This window comes from Streptomyces caelestis, from assembly GCF_001279005.1.
Taxonomy (GTDB): Bacteria; Actinomycetota; Actinomycetes; order Streptomycetales; family Streptomycetaceae; genus Streptomyces; species Streptomyces heliomycini.
In genome coordinates this window covers 108,744-126,907 of the sequence record NZ_LGCN01000228.1, presented here as the reverse complement: position 1 = coordinate 126,907, position 18,164 = coordinate 108,744, and the positions used below count along the sequence as shown (strand labels likewise).

General features: G+C 69.1%; 12 protein-coding genes. 10 read left to right on the top strand and 2 right to left on the bottom strand.

What is annotated here, in order from left to right; all coding sequences use genetic code 11:
• Window positions 1-151: 151 nt before the first annotated feature.
• On the bottom strand, window positions 152-2,794 hold the full coding sequence (locus ADK41_RS29220; RefSeq protein WP_199822363.1) for a transglycosylase domain-containing protein: 2,643 nt from the start codon (window positions 2,792-2,794) through the stop codon (window positions 152-154).
• Between the two features lie 396 nt (window positions 2,795-3,190).
• Here ADK41_RS29220 and ADK41_RS29215 point away from each other — a divergent pair, with 396 nt between their 5' ends.
• The 4 genes from ADK41_RS29215 (at window position 3,191) to ADK41_RS29200 (ending at window position 6,936) form a co-directional block, all read left to right on the top strand.
• Window positions 3,191-3,874: a PadR family transcriptional regulator gene (locus tag ADK41_RS29215; protein ID WP_030820137.1), complete on the top strand. Its 684-nt coding sequence runs from the start codon at window positions 3,191-3,193 to the stop codon at window positions 3,872-3,874.
• 44 nt (window positions 3,875-3,918) lie between these two features.
• A complete protein-coding gene (locus ADK41_RS29210) occupies window positions 3,919-5,001 on the top strand; it encodes an inositol-3-phosphate synthase (RefSeq protein ID WP_030820135.1) in 1,083 nt (360 codons plus the stop codon).
• Between the two features lie 78 nt (window positions 5,002-5,079).
• A complete protein-coding gene (locus tag ADK41_RS29205) occupies window positions 5,080-6,342 on the top strand; it encodes an MFS transporter (protein WP_030820133.1) in 1,263 nt (420 codons plus the stop codon).
• Between the two features lie 123 nt (window positions 6,343-6,465).
• On the top strand, window positions 6,466-6,936 hold the full coding sequence (locus tag ADK41_RS29200; protein ID WP_030820131.1) for an LppU/SCO3897 family protein: 471 nt from the start codon (window positions 6,466-6,468) through the stop codon (window positions 6,934-6,936).
• A gap of 103 nt (window positions 6,937-7,039) precedes the next feature.
• On the opposite strand, the gene ADK41_RS29195 is transcribed toward ADK41_RS29200, so the two are convergent.
• On the bottom strand, window positions 7,040-8,506 hold the full coding sequence (locus ADK41_RS29195; protein ID WP_051842947.1) for a CCA tRNA nucleotidyltransferase: 1,467 nt from the start codon (window positions 8,504-8,506) through the stop codon (window positions 7,040-7,042).
• Window positions 8,507-8,703: 197 nt separating this feature from the next.
• Between ADK41_RS29195 and ADK41_RS29190 the strand changes: the two genes are divergently transcribed.
• From ADK41_RS29190 to trxB, 6 genes are all read left to right on the top strand, one after another.
• Window positions 8,704-11,091 (top strand): DUF6049 family protein, encoded by a 2,388-nt coding sequence (locus ADK41_RS29190; RefSeq protein WP_030820127.1) that lies wholly within the window; start codon window positions 8,704-8,706, stop codon window positions 11,089-11,091.
• A gap of 43 nt (window positions 11,092-11,134) precedes the next feature.
• The gene (gene murJ / locus ADK41_RS29185; RefSeq protein ID WP_030820124.1) at window positions 11,135-13,453 is read left to right on the top strand and encodes a murein biosynthesis integral membrane protein MurJ; all 2,319 of its coding nucleotides are present in this window, start codon (window positions 11,135-11,137) and stop codon (window positions 13,451-13,453) included.
• 141 nt (window positions 13,454-13,594) lie between these two features.
• The gene (locus ADK41_RS29180) at window positions 13,595-15,313 is read left to right on the top strand and encodes a protein kinase family protein (protein ID WP_030820122.1); all 1,719 of its coding nucleotides are present in this window, start codon (window positions 13,595-13,597) and stop codon (window positions 15,311-15,313) included.
• Between the two features lie 30 nt (window positions 15,314-15,343).
• Window positions 15,344-16,069 carry an RNA polymerase sigma factor SigM gene (gene sigM, locus ADK41_RS29175; protein ID WP_030820120.1) on the top strand — a complete coding sequence of 242 codons (726 nt, stop codon included), beginning with the start codon at window positions 15,344-15,346 and terminating at the stop codon, window positions 16,067-16,069.
• Entirely contained in the window at window positions 16,066-16,983 is a 918-nt protein-coding gene (locus tag ADK41_RS29170; RefSeq protein WP_030820118.1) for an anti-sigma factor family protein, read from the top strand. Before sigM ends, ADK41_RS29170 begins: the two co-directional genes overlap by 4 nt.
• Before the next feature lie 193 nt (window positions 16,984-17,176).
• Window positions 17,177-18,145, top strand: coding sequence for a thioredoxin-disulfide reductase (trxB, locus tag ADK41_RS29165; RefSeq protein WP_030820116.1), 969 nt, complete (start codon window positions 17,177-17,179; stop codon window positions 18,143-18,145).
• Window positions 18,146-18,164 lie beyond the last annotated feature (19 nt).

Here is an 18,164-nt window from a genome sequence, read left to right as displayed (position 1 = left end):
CTCGCAGGAAAACCAATGAGACCGAACAACGGATACCCGTCCGGCCCATGGCATCACATCGCTTTTCCAGCGCAAAGGAAAAGATCGGCCTTCGGTATCCACGCAAGCAGATACCGAAGACCGATCTCACACGCGAGGCGCGGTGCGCCGGTCAGCCCGTGGAGCCTCCGAAGAGAGTGTTGCCTCCGTTGCCGTTGCCCCTGCTGTTCCCGGGGTCACTGCTGGACGTGGGATCCGGCGAGCTGGTCGCCCCTCCGTCCGTGCCGCCGTTGTCCGTGCCGCCGTTGTCCGTGCCGCCCGTTTCCTCCTCACCGTCGTCTTCGCAGTTGAAGTCGAACGGCCCGCACGTGGCGGTGTTGGTCGGTGACGGCGGCGTGGTCTCGGTCCGCGTGGGCGACGCGGGCGCCGTCGGCGTCTCCTTCTCCTCTTCTTCCTCGGTCTCCGTGGCGGTCGGGGTGGGAGACGGCGCTCCGATCCCGTCCGCGATCTCGCCGATCTTCTCGGCCTTGGGGAATCCGGGGTCCTCCTCGCCCTTCAGGGCGACCTTCATGTACTCGGTCCAGATCTGCGTGGGGACGTCACCACCGTGGATGGATTCCTCACCCGCCGTGCCGTTCATGGAGAGCAGCTTGTGGTCCTTGGGGTCCTCACGGAACATGGCGACCGAGGTCGCGAGCTGCTGGGTGTAGCCGACCCACCACGCGGACTTGTTCTCGTCGGTCGTACCCGTCTTGCCGGCCGCCGCACGCCCCAGTCCCTGCGCCTTGTAACCGGTACCGTTCGCGATCACGTTCTCGAGGACCTCGGTGACGTTGTGCGCCACGTTCTCGGGCATCGCCAGCTTGACGCGCGGCTTCTCGAAGCCGGGCAGCTCCGTCCCCTTGTGCTTGACCGCGGTCACCGAGTACGGGTCGGCCTGCTTGCCGGACGCCGCGAAGGTCGCGTAGGCGTCGGCCATGCGGATCGCGCTGGGGGTCGACGTGCCCAGGGCGAACGACGCGTTCAGCTGCCCGGAGAAGCTTTCCTTCAGGATGCCGGCCTTCTCGGCGACCTCCGCCACGTTCTTCATCCCCACGTCCATGCCGAGCTGCACGAAGGGGGTGTTGACGGACTGCTCCATCGCCTTGTGCAGGGTGATGTAACCCCACTTGTAGTCGGTCTCGTTCTCCTGGAAGAAGGGCGTGTTGTCCTTCTTGAGGACGAGGGAGCCGTCGTTCTCCCTGATCTGCAGGTGGTCGTTGCCGTTGTACTTGCTCTGCGGCGAGACGCCCACGCCGTTCGTCTTGTACGTGCCGTGCTGCATCGCGGCGGCCAGCACGAACGGCTTCCACGTCGAACCGACGGGGACACCCGAGGTGTCCGCGTTGTTGTTGAAGTGGCCGTTCTCGAAGCCGGCACCGCCGTAGAGCGCGACGATCGCACCGTCGTTGGGCTTCACCGACGCCGCGCCGAACTGGACGTGCCGGTCCTCCTCGCGCTTCTTCGGGTCGAGCTTCTCCTTCTCGACCTTCTGCACGGCCTTGGCCAGCGCCTCGACCTTGTCCTTCTCGAAGGTCGTGTAGATCTGGTAGCCGCCCTGGTCGAACTGCGCCTCGGTGATGTCGGAGTTCTTCAGGACGTAGCGCTTCGCCGTGTCGACGAGGTAGCTGACCTGGCCGGTCATGCCCTTGACCGCCTTGCGGCCCTGCGGCTCGGGGTACTTCTTGGTCGCCTTCTGGTAGTCGGCGTCCGAGAGGTGCTCGTCCGCGTGCATCTGCTCGAGGATCCAGCTCCAGCGCTCCTCGGAACGCTCACGGTTCTTCTCGGGGGTGGCGGCGGAGTCGAGGTTCTGATTGCCCGCGGGGTCGTAGTACGTCGGCCCCTTGAGCAGCGCGGCGAGGAAGGCGCACTCGCTGGGCGTGAGATCGACCGCGTCCTTGCCGTAGTAGGTCTGGGCGGCGGCCTGGATGCCGTAGGCGCCACGGCCGTAGTACGAGGTGTTCAGATAGCCCTGGAGGATCTGCTTCTTGGATAGCTTGGTGCCCACCTTGATCGAGATGAACATCTCCTTGAACTTCCGGGAGACCGTCTGCTCCTGGCTCAGGTAGGTGTTCTTCACGAACTGCTGGGTGATCGTCGAACCGCCCTGGGTGTTCCCACCCGTGGCCATGTTGCCGAGCGCCCGGGCGATGCCCATGGGGTCGATGCCCGAGTCGTCGTAGAAGCTCTTGTTCTCGGCCGAGATCACCGCCCACTGCATGGCCGCGGGGATCCGGTCGATCGTGACGTTCTGCCGGTTCTGGCCGCTGCCGGTGGCGACCATCTGGGTGCCGTCGGCCCAGTAGTAGACGTTGTTCTCGGACAACGCCATGGCGTTCTCCTCGCTGGGCACGCTCACCATGGCGTATCCGATCCCCGCCACGGCGACCATGCTGCCGAAGAGCGCGAGGCACAGCCCGGACACGAGCCTCCACGACGGCGTCCAGCGGCGCCAGCCGTCCTTGTCGTGGCGCGGATAGTCGATGATCCGCTTCTTCCCGGGAGGAGCCGCGCGCCCGCCGCCCCGGCCGGGGCCCGCGGCACCGGCACGGCGGCCCCCGCCCCTCTGTGCCGCGCGCCGCGCCTCGGCGCGGCTGCCGTACATGTGTTCCTCACCCCCCGAGCCGTGGGAGCCCGACCCATAGGAATCGGACGGAGACCCGGTGGCGCCTCGCGGTGCCGCGCGGCGGCCGGAGGACGAGCCGGACTGGCCGCGTCGGGCCGCGGCACGTCCGCCTCCCTGCGGCTGCGGCGGTTTGCGACGGTGCTCGCTCATCGAACGACTACTCCTCGGGCAGGCGCACCCTTGCGCGCCTGGAAACGGCGGCTGGTTTCCGGTCCCCCCGAAGTACGGATGCGGCGCTTCGCGCATTCACCCGTACCGCACCGGGGACCAAGACGTCCCCGGGCGTCACTCGGTTCCCGGTGGTCTGCATGGCGCACAGACTACGCACCGCCAAAACCCGCCGAGCACAGAAGTTCACCTCAAATCAGGCAACTTGCTCCTGATCGACCGGTGATGTGACCCCGTTCACTTTCCTTGCCCTTGTCGCATCCGGAAGGCCGTTCTATCGTCGTGATGTATCGAGTCGATACATCAGTTCGGCATAAGGGCGGCGACGAGCCGCACACGAGTCCGTCACGGCACGACCGCGGCAGAGAGGAGGCGACGATGAGCCGGCGTTCCGGGATCCTCGAGTTCGCCGTACTCGGCCTGCTCCGCGAGTCCCCGATGCACGGCTATGAGCTGCGCAAACGACTCAATACGTCACTGGGTGTGTTCCGTGCGTTCAGCTACGGGACGCTCTACCCCTGCCTCAAGACGCTGCTCGCAAACGGCTGGTTGATCGAGGAACCGGGGAACACCAGCGAGGACGCCCTCGCCGCTCCGCTCACGGGGCGACGCGCCAAGATCGTCTACCGGTTGACGGCGGAGGGTAAGGAGCACTTCGAGCAGCTCCTCTCCCAGACGGGACCGGACGCGTACGAGGACGAGACCTTCGCCGCGCGGTTCGCCTTCTTCGGGCAGACGTCGCGCGACGTGCGCATGCGCGTGCTCGAAGGCCGCCGCAGCCGGCTGGAGGAGCGCCTCGAGAAGATGCGCGCCTCCCTGGCCCGGACCCGGGAGCGCCTCGACGACTACACGCTCGAGCTCCAGCGCCACGGGATGGAGTCCGTGGAGCGCGAAGTGCGCTGGCTGAACGAGCTCATCGAGAGCGAGCGGGCCGGGCGGGACCTGAAGGGATCCGCCACCGGGGGACCCGCTCAGCAGGACACCACATCTGGAACGACGGGCGGCCTGCCCCGGACCGGGGACGATCCCCGGCCGGATACGCCCGACGACACCGCCACGTGAGACCCGCTGAAGGGCCTCACTCGTACACACAGGGAGCAACCGGAATGGGTTCGGTTCGCGTAGCCATCGTCGGCGTGGGCAACTGCGCCGCATCGCTGGTGCAGGGCGTCGAGTACTACAAGGACGCCGACCCGGCGTCCAAGGTCCCGGGCCTGATGCACGTCCAGTTCGGCGACTACCACGTCCGTGACATCGAGTTCGTCGCCGCCTTCGACGTGGACGCCAAGAAGGTCGGTCTGGACCTCGCGGACGCCATCGGCGCCTCCGAGAACAACACCATCAAGATCTGCGACGTGCCGAACAGCGGCGTCCAGGTCCAGCGCGGCCACACCCTCGACGGTCTCGGCAAGTACTACCGGGAGACCATCGAGGAGTCCGCCGAGGAGCCGGTCGACGTCGTCCGGGTCCTCAAGGACAAGCAGGTCGACGTCCTCGTCTGCTACCTGCCCGTCGGCTCCGAGGACGCGGCGAAGTTCTACGCCCAGTGCGCCATCGACGCCAAGGTCGCCTTCGTCAACGCCCTCCCGGTCTTCATCGCCGGCACCAAGGAGTGGGCGGACAAGTTCACCGAGGCGGGCGTCCCGATCGTCGGTGACGACATCAAGTCCCAGGTCGGCGCCACCATCACGCACCGCGTCATGGCGAAGCTGTTCGAGGACCGCGGTGTCGTCCTGGACCGCACGATGCAGCTGAACGTCGGCGGCAACATGGACTTCAAGAACATGCTCGAGCGCGACCGCCTCGAGTCCAAGAAGATCTCCAAGACGCAGGCCGTCACCTCGCAGATCCCCGACCGGGATCTCGGCGAGAAGAACGTCCACATCGGCCCGTCCGACTACGTGGCCTGGCTGGACGACCGCAAGTGGGCCTACGTCCGCCTGGAGGGCCGCGCGTTCGGTGACGTCCCGCTGAACCTGGAGTACAAGCTCGAGGTCTGGGACTCCCCGAACTCCGCCGGTGTCATCATCGACGCCCTGCGCGCCGCGAAGATCGCCAAGGACCGGGGCATCGGCGGCCCGATCCTCTCGGCGTCCTCGTACTTCATGAAGTCCCCGCCGGTGCAGTACTTCGACGACGAGGCCCGCGAGAACGTCGAGAAGTTCATCCAGGGCGAGGTCGAGCGCTGAGACCTCCCCCTGGTGGGCAGGTGAGGGTCTCCGGGGCACATGTCCCGGAGACCCTCTCCGTATGTGAGGCTGTGCCCCATGGCCGTCGTCCGTGACCTGCGCGTTCTGCTGCGTCTCCAGGGCTTCAGACGCCTGCTCGCCGTCCGGCTGCTCTCCCAGGGCGCCGACGGCGTCTTCCAGGTCGCGCTCGCCGCCTACGTGGTCTTCTCCCCCGAGAAGCAGACGTCGGCCACGGCGATCGCCTCCGCGATGGCGGTTCTGCTCCTCCCCTACTCCGTGGTCGGCCCCTTCGCGGGAGTCCTCCTGGACCGCTGGCGCCGCCGTCAGGTCTTCCTGTACGGCAACCTGCTGCGCGCCCTGATGGCCTCGGTGACCGCCCTCCTGATCCTCGGCCGGGTGCCCGACTGGCTCCTCCTCGTCGCCGCCCTGTGCGTCACGGGCGTCAACCGCTTCGTCCTCGCCGGGCTGTCCGCAGCGCTGCCTCGCGTGGTGGACAGCGGGCGGCTGGTGGTCGCCAACTCCCTCTCCCCGACCGCCGGGACGCTCGCCGCGACCGCGGGCGGTGGTCTCGCCTTCCTCGTCCGCCTGGTCATCGCCGACTCCGACGCGGCCGTGGTGCTCGTGGGCGCCGCGCTGTACCTGTGCGCGGCCCTGGCCTCACTGCGCATGGCGAAGGAACTGCTGGGTCCCGACCACGCGTGGGCACACCCCCGGCTGGCCACGGCGCTCACCGGGACGGCGCGCGATCTGCTGGCAGGCGTACGGCACCTCGCCGCTCCCCGGCGCAGGGAGGCCGCCTGGGCGCTCACGGCGATGTCGCTCATGCGGTTCTGCTACGGCGCGATGCTCGTCATGCTGCTGATGCTCTGCCGGTACGCCCTGACGTCGACCACCGACGAGGGGCTCGCCCTGCTGGGACTGGCGTTGGGCGTGTCCGGAGCCGGCTTCTTCGCCGCGGCCGTCCTCACGCCCTGGGCCGCGGGGCGGCTCGGCCCCGGCCGCTGGATCGTGGTGTGCGCCGCTACGGCGGCCGTGCTGGAGCCGTTGCTCGGTCTGCCCTTCGCCTCCGGCCCTCTGCTGGCCGGGGCGTTCGTCCTGGGTCTGACCACCCAGGGTGCGAAGATCGCCACGGACACCCTCGTCCAGGCCTGTGTCGACGACGACTTCCGCGGCCGGATCTTCTCCGTGTACGACGTCCTGTTCAACGTGGCCTTCGTCGGCGCCGCGGGGGTGGCCGCCCTGATGCTCCCGCCGGACGGCCGATCGATCCCCCTCGTGGTAACGATCGCCGTTATCTACGGAGGAGTAGCTGTGGCTATGGCCCGTTTTGAGCGCCAGTAAGTGTCACATCAACGCCACAGAGCCATATCGAGCCACGGAGTTGTCAGTGCGGGCCGGTAGCTTACGTGCGTCTTATCAGCGCATCTTTCGCGCCACGTATCTATGTTCCAGGGGGACTCCCACATGACCACTCCGCCGCCCCAGGGCAACCCGTTCGCACAGGGTCAGCAGCAGCCCCAGGGCCAGGCCGACCAGGCCCCCTTCCCGCAGCAGGCGGGCCAGCCCGGGTTCCCCCCGCCGGGCACTCCGGTCCCCCCACCGGCTCCCGCCAAGCGCTTCAGCAAGAAGGCACTGCGCATCGTCGGCTTCATTGTCATCGCGGTGCTCATAGCCGTGGGCAAGTGGTTCTTCGGCCAGACCGACGCCGAGACCACGTCGGTGGGCAGCTGCATGCACAACGAGGGCACGCAGATCAGCCCGGAGCTCAAGACGGTCGACTGCTCCTCGGGGGACGCCCAGTACAAGGTGGTCGAGAAGTTCGACAACACCAGTGACGACAGCAAGTGCGAGACCGTCCAGGAGGCGACGATCTCCTACTACCAGACGGGTGACAGCAGCCACAATGTGGTTCTCTGCCTGAAGGAAGTGAAGTAGCGCCTCCTTGCAGGCTTCAAAGGGCGGTGTTTCACGTGAAACACCGCCCTCGTCATGCCAACGGGGGCATGTTTCACGTGAAACATGCCCCCGTTCCACGCTCTCAGCCCTGCTGTCCGGCCCACCACTCCTTGAGCGCCGCCACCGCCGCGTCGTGCCCCATCGGACCGTTCTCCAGTCGGAGCTCCAGCAGGTGCTTGTACGCCTGGCCGACGGCCGGGCCCGGCTTGACGCCGAGGATCTCCATGATCTGGTTGCCGTCGAGGTCCGGGCGGATGGCGTCCAGTTCCTCCTGCTCCTGAAGCTGGGCGATGCGCGCCTCCAAGCCGTCGTACGCACGCGAGAGCGCCGAGGCCTTGCGCTTGTTGCGGGTCGTGCAGTCCGAACGGGTCAGCTTGTGGAGCCGCCCGAGAAGCGGTCCGGCGTCACGGACGTAGCGGCGCACGGCGGAGTCCGTCCACTCTCCCGTGCCGTAGCCGTGAAAGCGCAGATGGAGCTCGACGAGACGCGAGACATCCTTCACCAGCTCGTTGGAGTACTTGAGCGCCGTCATGCGCTTCTTGGTCATCTTCGCCCCGACCACTTCGTGGTGGTGGAACGAGACGCGCCCGTCCTTCTCGAAGCGCCGCGTGCGTGGCTTGCCGATGTCGTGCAGCAGGGCTGCCAGGCGCAGGGTCAGATCGGGGCCGTCCTCCTCCAGGGCCATCGCCTGCTCCAGGACGATCAGCGTGTGGTCGTAGACGTCCTTGTGCCGGTGGTGCTCGTCCCGCTCCAGGCGCAGGGCCGGCAGCTCGGGCAGCACGCACGCGGCGATCCCGGTGTCCACGAGCAGGGACAGTCCCTTGCGCGGGTGCGTGGAGAGAATCAGCTTGTTCAACTCGTCCCGCACGCGCTCGGCGGAGACGATCTCGATGCGCTCGGCCATCTCCTTCATCGCCGTGACGACCTCGGGTGCCACCTCGAAGTCGAGCTGGGCGGCGAAACGGGCGGCCCGCATCATCCGCAGCGGATCGTCCGAGAAGGACTCCTCGGGCGTGCCCGGGGTACGCAGCACCCGCGCGGCCAGATCGGCGCGACCGCCGTGCGGATCGATGAACCGCTTCTCCGGCAGCGCGACGGCCATCGCGTTCACCGTGAAGTCACGACGGACCAGATCCTCCTCGATCGAATCGCCGTACGACACCTCCGGCTTGCGCGAGGTGCGGTCGTACGCCTCCGAGCGATAGGTGGTCACCTCGATCTGGAAGCTTCGGTCGGCGTCTTCGACGCGGGCGTCCTTCTGCGCGCCGACCGTGCCGAAGGCGATCCCGACGTCCCAGACGGCGTCCGCCCAGGGACGCATGATCTTCAGCACGTCCTGCGGGCGGGCGTCGGTCGTGAAGTCCAGATCGTTGCCGAGGCGGCCGAGCAACGCGTCCCGCACCGAGCCGCCCACCAGGGCGAGTGAGAACCCGGCCTCCTGGAAGCGGCGGGCGAGGTCGTCGGCGACAGGGGCGACCCGCAGCAGTTCACTCACGGCGCGGTCCTGCGCCTGGCTCAGGGCACTGGTGTCTTCGTTGGCGTTCGGCACAACAGAAGAGGGTACGTGGCCCGAACGGCCGGGAGCGCCCTCATGACGCGCGCGGACACCCCCGCCGATACACGGACAAGGCCCGCACCCCCGATCTTGTAGGACCGGTCCGCGGCACTTCCTCCCAGCACACCTCGTTACCATGCGTGGACGCACATTCCGACGACCACTGACGAAGACGAGGGACGGGCGAGCGCGTGGCCGAGGCGGCAGACTTCCAGGGGACCAGTCCCTCACCTGCCCGCCGCTGGCTGCGGCGCACCGGAGCCCTGCTCGCCGGGGCGCCCCTGCTGACGGGGCTCGTCCAGCTGCCCGCCGCGCCCCCCGCGGAGGCCGCCGGTGCGGACGCGTCGCAGGCCGCCTCCGACAAGGGCTCGGTCTCCGTCTCGGTCGACACCCTCACCCCCGGAGCCCCCACCGAGGGCGACACCGTCACCGTGTCCGGAACAGTGACCAACAAGGGCAAGCAGACCGTCACCGACGCCCATGTGGGGCTTCGTGTGGGGCCGCTGCTGAACACCCGCTCGGGCATCGACAGCGTCGCGAAGGACAGCACCGACGTGCAGAGCGTCCTCGGCGTGGAGGTCGGCGACAAGTACGCCGAGAAGTTCGACAAGCTCACTCCCGGTGTCTCGCAGCCCTTCACCCTCTCCGTGCCGGTGAACAAGCTGGACCTCGGACAGGACGGCGTCTACCAGCTGACCGTGGCGCTCTCCGGGGAGACCTCCGCGCAGCCGTGGCCGCAGACCCTCGGCGTCCAGCGGACGTTCCTGCCGTGGCAGCCCGACGAAGCCGGCACGAAGACGAAGACGACGTTCATGTGGCCGCTGATCTCCACCTCCCACATAACGGCGGAGACGGGTTCGGACGAGCAGCAGACCCCGGTCCTCCAGGACGACGACCTCGCCGAGGAGATCTCCCCCGGCGGCCGGCTGGACCGGATGGTGGCGCTGGGCAAGGACCTCGACGTCACCTGGGTGATCGACCCGGACCTGCTGGCGTCCGTCGAGGCGATGACCGACCGTTACGAGGTCCCCGGCGAGGGTGACACCAGCGTCGTCGGCGGCCACCAGTCGGTCGCCAAGCGGTGGCTCACCGAGGTGCAGAAGGCCGTGGCGGACAAGGAGGTCGTCGTGCTGCCGTTCGGCGATCCCGACCTGGCCTCCCTCGCGCACAACGGCACGTCCGTCACCGGCTCGCTGAGCCACCTCAAGGAAGCCAGCGACGTCGCCCCCGGCACCGTGGAGTCAATCCTCCACACCAAACCCACCACGGACTTCGCCTGGCCCGTCAACGGCGCCGTCGACCCCTCCATCGTCAAGGTCGCCACGTCCGCCGGAGCCGACAAGGTGATCGCCCGCAGCGACACCTTCGAGGAGACCGGCGACCTGTCGTACACGCCCTCCGCGCCACGGCCCATCGGCGGCGGCACCACGGCCGTCGTCTCGGACGCGCGGCTGTCCACGGCGTTCCAGGGCGACATGATCAAGGCTTCCGCCTCCACGCTCGCCGTGCAGCGGTTCCTGGCCCAGAGTCTGACCCTCGGACTGCAGACGGGGAGGCAGCGCAGCGTCGTCGTCGCACCGCAGCGCATGCCGTCCGCCAGCCAGGCCCAGACGATGGCCGAGGCGCTCACGATCCTCCAGGACGGAACCTGGTCCGAGTCGCAGGACCTCACGGCGGCCGCCAAGGCCGAACCGGACCCCGCCGCCACCACCAGGGTTCCCCCGGCCTCCGCGTACCCCTCCTCGTTGCGCAAGCGCGAGCTGCCGCGTGCCACGTTCGAGCAGATCGGGAGGACGCAGGCCAAGCTCGACAAGTTCAAGGTGATCCTCTCCGACCAGTCCCGCGTGGTGACCCCGTTCGGACGTGCCCTGAACCGGGCGATGTCCGTGTCGTGGAGGGGCCGGCAGTCCGAGGCGGCGATCTACCGGAGCGGCGTCGAGTCGTACCTCGACACGCTCATCGGCCGCATCAGACTGATCGACAAGTCGGAGACGAAACTCTCCGGCCGCAGTGCCACCATCCCCGTGACGGTCCAGAACAACCTGGTGCAGGGCGTCGAGCACCTGGTGCTGCGGCTCACCTCGACCAACCCGACCCGTCTCGAGATCGACGGGGACGCCTACGAGGAGCAGCCCGTCGCGGTCTCCGGCGGCCACAGCCAGTCGGTGAAGTTCACCACGTCCGCCAACGCCAACGGACGGGCGACGGTGGTCGCCCAGCTGTATACGCAGGACGGCCAGAAGTACGGCGAACCCGTCACGTTCGACGTGAAGGTCACCGAGATCACCGCCACGGTGATGCTGGTCATCGGCGGTGGCGTGCTGCTGCTCGTCCTCGCCGGCTTCCGGATGTACACCCAGCGCAAGCGGGCCGCGGCCTGCGAGGCGGACGGGCGGGATCACGAGGCGGACGAGGACACCGACGACCCGCAGAACCCGGAAGCCGCCGGAGAGCGTCCCACCCGGGAATCCGGGACGGACGCGGGGGCGGACGACCCGGAGCAGCCGAGTGACCCGACACCGGACACCGCACCGGAGAACGCCGGCCCGTCCGGCACGGGTGAGAGAGTGGACCGTTGAGATGTCGTGGCCGGTGGGCCCGGGACGATGAGGTGGGGTAACCATGAACGCGCCGTACGACGGTGACCGCGGCCATGCCGCGGGCAACTCGGGCCATCCCGAGTCGGACCCCCCGCAGGGTCCGCCGCCCGGGCACGACCAGGTGCCGCAGCCGCCCGTCGACCCGTACCTCCGGGACGCCTACGACCAGGACCCCTACCGGGCGCAGGACCTCGCCGCCCAGGACCCGGTCGCCGAGGCGCTCTACGACCGCGCCGCGCACCCGCCGCCCCCTCCGGGCGCCTTCCCCCCTCAGCAGCCGCTGTACGGGCAGCCGCCCCAGTCTCCGTACGCCCCCGACCCACGGGTGTGGGCCCAGACGCCCGCGCCCGAGCCGGACGGGCCGACGCAGTACCTGCCGTACGGCGACGACCCGCGCACCACACAGTTCGTGGGCGTGGACGACCTGGTCGGCCAGGCCGGCGACCAGCGCCATGAACCGGACGCCTTCGCCCATCTGTTCCGCGATCAGCAGCAGAGCGGCGCCCTCACCGACCAGCAGCAGGGTGGCGGGTACCCCCAGCAGCACGGCGGCGGACACCCTGGCCACCCCCCGGTGAGCGGCCTACAGCCCTACGCGCCGGTGCCGGGACCGGCCGCCTCGGCACCCGGCCACTACGCGGGGGCCACTCCGCCTCCCGTCGCGGAGGCTCCCGCACCTGACCCGGCTCCCGCCCCCGCACCGAAGAAGGGCGGCCGGGCCGGGGGACTGCTGAAGTCAAGCGCCGTGATGGCGGCGGGCACGATGGTGTCCCGCCTCACCGGGTTCGTTCGGTCCGCGCTGATCGTCTCGGCCCTGGGCCTCGGTCTGCTCGGCGACTCGTTCCAGGTCGCCTATCAGCTGCCGACCATGATCTACATCCTGACCGTCGGCGGTGGCCTCAACTCCGTCTTCGTACCGCAGCTCGTGCGGGCGATGAAGGAGGACGAGGACGGAGGCGAGGCGTACGCGAACCGGCTGCTGACGCTCGTCATGGTGGCCCTCGCGGCGCTCACCGCCCTCGCGTGGCTGGCTGCCCCGCTCCTGGTACGCGCCCTGTCGAACCCGGTCGCCGGCAACCCCGAGGCCAACGACGTCGCCGTCACCTTCACCCGCTACTTCCTGCCCTCGATCTTCTTCATGGGCGTTCACGTGGTGATGGGTCAGATCCTGAACGCCCGCGGCCGGTTCGGCGCGATGATGTGGACCCCGGTCCTGAACAACATCGTCATCATCGTCACCCTCGGCACCTTCATCTGGGTCTACGGCACCGCCGCGGACTCGCAGATGGAGGTCGCGAACATCCCTCCGGAGGGTCAGCGGCTCCTCGGCATCGGCGTCCTGCTCGGTCTCGTCGTCCAGGCTCTGGCGATGATCCCGTATCTCCGCGAGACCGGGTTCCGCATCCGTCCGCGCTTCGACTGGAAGGGGCACGGACTGGGCAAGGCGGCGATGCTGGCCAAGTGGACCATCCTGTTCGTCCTCGCCAACCAGGCAGGCGCTCTGGTGGTGAGTCAGCTGTCCACCGCTGCGGGCCTGGATTCCGATGTGAAGGGCACCGGCTTCGCCGCCTACGCCAACGCCCAGCTGATCTGGGGCCTGCCCCAGGCCATCATCACCGTCTCCTTGATGGCGGCCCTGCTGCCGCGCATCTCCCGCTCAGCGGCCGAGGACGACGCCGGTGCCGTCCGGGACGACATCTCCCAGGGCCTGCGCACCACGGCAGTCGCCATCGTGCCGGTCGCCTTCGGCTTCGTCTCGCTCGGCATCCCGATGTGCACGCTGATGTTCGGCTCCTCGGGTACCGGAGCGGCCACCAACATGGGCTACATGCTGATGGCCTTCGGCCTCGGCCTGATCCCCTACTCCGTGCAGTACGTCGTCCTGCGCGCCTTCTACGCGTACGAAGACACCCGAACCCCCTTCTACAACACGGTCATCGTGGCCGCGGGCAACGCGATCGCCTCGGGCATCTGCTACTTCGTGCTCCCGGCCCGCTGGGCCGTGGTCGGCATGGCCGCCTCGTACGGTCTGGCCTACGTGATCGGTGTCGGCGTGGCCTGGAGCCGGCTGCGCAAGCGGCTGGGCGGGGACCTGGACGGCTCCAGGGTGCTGCGGACCTACGCGCGGCTGTGCATCGCCTCCGTTCCCGCCGCACTGCTCAGCGGCGCGGCCTGCTACGGGATCGTGCAGACGCTCGGCCAGGACGTCCTGGGCTCGTTCGCCGCGCTGCTGGCCGGTGGGGCCGTGCTGTTCGGAGTCTTTTTCGTGGCCGCCCGCCGGATGCGGATCGAGGAGGTCAACTCGCTGGTCGGTATGGTGCGCGGACGCCTTGGACGCTGAGCCAGGGGGTAGGCGCACAACCATCGTCGGCCACTGTGTGTCGTGCATAGCGGCGGACTGTGGGCACAATTGGTCTCGGCGTCGAACGGCGCGCGACGGACGCCGGCCGACGCGCATGGGATGGGGAGGCAGGGAACGACGGTGGCCGAACGGAGCACAGCTGCCGTCGACGTGGCAGACGACAGTGGCGAGCAGCCGCTGACCGCGCAGGCGGACCAGTCCACGGCCGACGGGGTGGCCCAGAACCGGGAGCGGGACACGGACAGCGACGAGGCACAGGAGAGCACCGGGCCCGGAGGTTCCGCGATGACCTCGCCACCCGAACTGCACAGCGGTCACAAGCTCGCCAGGCGCTACCGCCTCGAGGAGTGCGTCACCCGTCTGGACGGGTTCAGCAGCTGGCGTGCCGTGGACGAGAAGCTCCGCCGCGCCGTCGGCGTGCACATCCTGCCCGCGGATCACGCGCGCGCCCGGTCGGTCCTGGCCGCGGCCCGCTCCTCCGCCCTGCTGGGCGACCCGCGCTTCGTCCAGGTCCTGGACGCCGTGGAGGAGAACGACGTCGTCTACGTCGTGCACGAGTGGCTCCCCGACGCCACCGAACTGACGACGCTTCTGGCGGCCGGTCCGCTGGAGGTGTACGACGCCTACCAGATGGTCAGCCAGGTCTCCGCCGCCATGGCCGCGGCCCACCGCGAGGGCCTCGCCCATCTGCGTCTGAACCCCAATGCCGTCCTGCGCACCTCGACCGGCCAGTGGCGCATCCGCGGCCTCGCGGTGAACGCGGCGCTGCGGGGCGTCGGCTCCGACACCCCGCAGCGCACCGACACCGAGTCCATCGGCGCCCTGCTCTACGCGGCGCTCACCCAGCGCTGGCCGTACGAGAACGACGCCTACGGCATGTCCGGGCTGCCGAAGGACATCGGGCTGATCCCGCCCGACCAGGTGCGCGCCGGTGTCCACCGCGGGCTGTCCGAGCTGGCCATGCGCGCGCTGGCCAACGACGGTGCCACCGCCTCGCGCCACGAGTCGGCGTGCACCACGCCCGAGGAACTGGTGAAGGCGATCGGGGAGATGCCCCGCATCCGCCCGCCGGAGCCCGCGTTCACCACCCCGCCCGACTACCAGCGCACGACGTACCAGCAGGGCACCTACGGCCGCCCGGCGCCTCACCCGGGCGTCACCCAGCCCGTGCCGTCCCCGCCTCCCCCGCTGCAGAGCCGCACGGGCAAGACCCTGAAGTGGGCCGTCTCGGCCCTGCTGATCGCCGCACTGGGCCTGGGCAGCTGGCAGCTCGCGGACGCGCTCATGGAGCAGGGCGGCAAGGCGGACGACACGAACAAGACCCAGACGACGGACGGCGACGACAAGGACAACAACAAACCCAAGCCGGTCAAGCCGCTCGGTGTCGAGGGCGCCCAGGAGTACGTCGCCGCGGGTGAAGCGCAGGCACCGGAGGATGTGGCCAACACCTACGACGGCGACGACTCCACCTACTGGCGCACGAAGAAGTACAACGCCGGCCCGACCCTCGCGCCGTACAAGCCCGGCGTCGGCATCGTCTACGACCTCGGTTCGCCTCAGGAACTGTCCACCGCGTCGATGAGCCTCCGGTACGCCGGTGATCACACGACCGTGCACCTCTACGCCGCCGACTCGCTGTCGCCCTCGACGGGGATCGAGGGAATGAAGGAGATCGGTACCGAGACCACCAGTGAGACGTCGCTCACGGTCAAGGCGGCCAAGTCGCTCAAGACCCAGTACGTCCTGGTGTGGATCACCGCTGTGCCGAACGCTCCCTCCGACGGTTACAGCGGCGCAGGCTACAAGCAGGCCATCACCGAAGTGACGTTCAAGGGCTGAGGGCCCACGAAGCCGAAGGGGGGAGGTCCGGTGGCAGACGACAGCGCCTATGGCCACGTCAGCGATCAGGACCTCCTCGCCCGCCATGTCGAAGGCGACCCCGACGCCTTCGGTGAGCTCGTGCGCCGGCACCGTGACCGGCTGTGGGCCGTGGCACTCCGGACGCTCGGTGATCGCGAGGAGGCCGCTGACGCCGTTCAGGACGCCCTCGTCTCCGCCTATCGGGCCGCCCACACCTTCCGCGGCCAGTCGGCCGTCACGACGTGGCTGCACCGGATCACGGTGAACGCCTGCCTGGACCGTGCCCGCAAAGCGGCCTCGCGCAAGACCGCTCCGGTCGACGACACCGAGCGCCTGGAGCAGTTGCTCGAACCCCACGAGTCCGCCTCCGCCCCCGCTGAGCGCAACGATCTGCACCGCCAGCTCATCGAGGCCATGGGCACCCTCCCACCCGATCAGCGGGCGGCGCTCGTCCTCGTGGACATGCAGGGCTATCCGGTCGCCGAAGCCGCACGCATCCTCGACGTGCCCACCGGCACGGTGAAGAGCCGCTGCGCGCGGGGCAGAGCCAGACTCCTGCCCCTGCTCGCCCATCTACGGCCGGAGGGCCCCGGTGAGGGCAGGAAACAGGGCGGGGGACGGAACCGTACACAGGGGGCGCCCGTCCCACCCGCAGCGGACCCGCGGCGAGCGGATCCGCCGGACCCAGGATCGAACGACCCGGCTGTAGTGAAGGGCGGAGGTGGGCGAGCGTGACGTCGACGACAGACATGGCGGAGCACCCGGACGTCACGGAGATCTCCGACCTGGCCGAAGGGATCCTCCCGTCCACCCGGAGCGCCGATGTACGCCGGCACCTGAACGCGTGCGTGCTCTGCGCGGACGTCCATGCCTCGCTCGAGGAGATCCGCGACCTGCTCGGCACGGCGCCGGGACCGCCCCGCATGCCCGCCGAGGTGGCGGGCCGCATCGACGCCGCGCTGGCCGCGGAAGCCCTGCTGCATGCCACGGCGCCGGAGCCCGAGGCTGTCGAGGAACCCGCCGGTACTTCTCCCGCACCCTCCGACGACGAGCCCGTGCACGTTTCACGTGAAACATCGGCGCCTCAGGGCCGGCCCGCCGGGCGCCCCCGTTCCACCACGACCGGACCGGGACGCAAGGGCCGTCCGCGCGGCGGGCGTCGCCGGGTCGCCGTCCTGGGGACCGTGTTCACGGTTGCCGCACTGGGACTGGGGTCGGTGGTGCTGTCCTCCATGAACGACGGCACCGGACAGAACGAGGGCCCCCGGGCGGCCGTCTCGGACACCTTCTCCGAGGGGAAGCTGGAGAAGCAGGTCACCGATCTCCTCGCACAGAGCCAAGGGAAGGCGAAGGGCTCCGGCACCGCGGACACCTTCGGGTCGCAGTCGGAGTCCGACGCCGTCCGCCCCAGGGTCCTCAAGGACTCCGCGGTGCCGACATGCGTCAGCGACGGCATCGGTCGCAACGACGCCGCTCTCGCCACCGAGAAGGGCACGTACAAGGGGAGGGAAGCGATACTCGTCGTGCTTCCCGACGCCTCGGACGACACTCGTGTGACCGCGTACATCGTCGAGGCGACCTGTGTGGACAACCCGTCCACGGCCGCCACGGCGAAGGTTCTGCTGAAGCACTCCTACACACGCCCCTGACAACCGACGCTTCGTCTCCCTCCTGCGTGGTATCCCGTACGGAGTGCGGCTTCTCCGTGCCGGCAGTGAGCGGTGTCCGTGTGCCCGGACACCGCGGGAATGCGCGCCCCTTAGGATCCGTTGGGTGGGGTGAGAGTTCTGAAAGAAGCTCCCCCCGGTCGACCGACGCAGACCAGAGACGAGGAATCAAGCCGTGAGCGACGTCCGTAACGTGATCATCATCGGTTCGGGGCCCGCCGGCTACACGGCGGCGCTCTACACCGCCCGTGCGTCGCTGAAGCCCTTGGTGTTCGAGGGCGCCGTCACCGCCGGTGGCGCGCTGATGAACACCACCGAGGTCGAGAACTTCCCCGGCTTCCAGGACGGCATCATGGGCCCCGAGCTCATGGACAACATGCGGGCCCAGGCGGAGCGCTTCGGCGCCGAGCTCGTTCCGGACGACGTGATCGCCGTCGACCTGACCGGTGAGATCAAGACCGTCACGGACACCGCCGGCACGGTCCACAAGGCGAAGGCCGTCATCGTCACCACCGGATCGCAGCACCGCAAGCTCGGCCTGCCCAACGAGGACGCCCTCTCCGGCCGCGGCGTCTCGTGGTGCGCCACGTGTGACGGGTTCTTCTTCAAGGACCACGACATCGCCGTGATCGGTGGTGGCGACACCGCGATGGAGGAGGCCACCTTCCTCTCCCGCTTCGCCAAGTCCGTGACGATCGTCCACCGCCGTGACACCCTGCGCGCCTCCAAGGCGATGCAGGAACGCGCCTTCGCCGACCCGAAGATCTCGTTCGTCTGGGACAGCGAGGTCGCCGAGGTCCAGGGCGACCAGAAGCTCTCGGGTCTGAAGCTGCGCAACGTCAAGACCGGCGAGCTCTCCGACCTGGCGGTGACCGGTCTGTTCATCGCGATCGGCCACGACCCGCGCACCGAGCTCTTCAAGGGCCAGCTGGAGCTGGACGAGGAGGGCTACCTGAAGGTTGAGGCACCTTCGACGCGCACGAACCTCACCGGTGTCTTCGGGGCCGGCGACGTGGTCGACCACACCTACCGTCAGGCGATCACCGCGGCCGGTACGGGCTGTTCCGCCGCCCTCGACGCCGAGCGCTTCCTCGCCGCCCTCTCGGACGAGGACAAGGCCGAGCCCGAGAAGACCGCTGTCTGACTCCCATCCGTCCCACGCA

Bases quoted from the DNA above. Each gene is read 5' to 3' on its own strand.
- ADK41_RS29220 (WP_199822363.1), bottom strand. From the start codon at position 2,794: ATGAGCGAGCACCGTCGCAAACCGCCGCAGCCGCAGGGAGGCGGACGT.
- ADK41_RS29215 (WP_030820137.1), top strand. From the start codon at position 3,191: ATGAGCCGGCGTTCCGGGATCCTCGAGTTCGCCGTACTCGGCCTGCTC.
- ADK41_RS29210 (WP_030820135.1), top strand. From the start codon at position 3,919: ATGGGTTCGGTTCGCGTAGCCATCGTCGGCGTGGGCAACTGCGCCGCA.
- ADK41_RS29205 (WP_030820133.1), top strand. From the start codon at position 5,080: ATGGCCGTCGTCCGTGACCTGCGCGTTCTGCTGCGTCTCCAGGGCTTC.
- ADK41_RS29200 (WP_030820131.1), top strand. From the start codon at position 6,466: ATGACCACTCCGCCGCCCCAGGGCAACCCGTTCGCACAGGGTCAGCAG.
- murJ (WP_030820124.1), top strand. From the start codon at position 11,135: ATGAACGCGCCGTACGACGGTGACCGCGGCCATGCCGCGGGCAACTCG.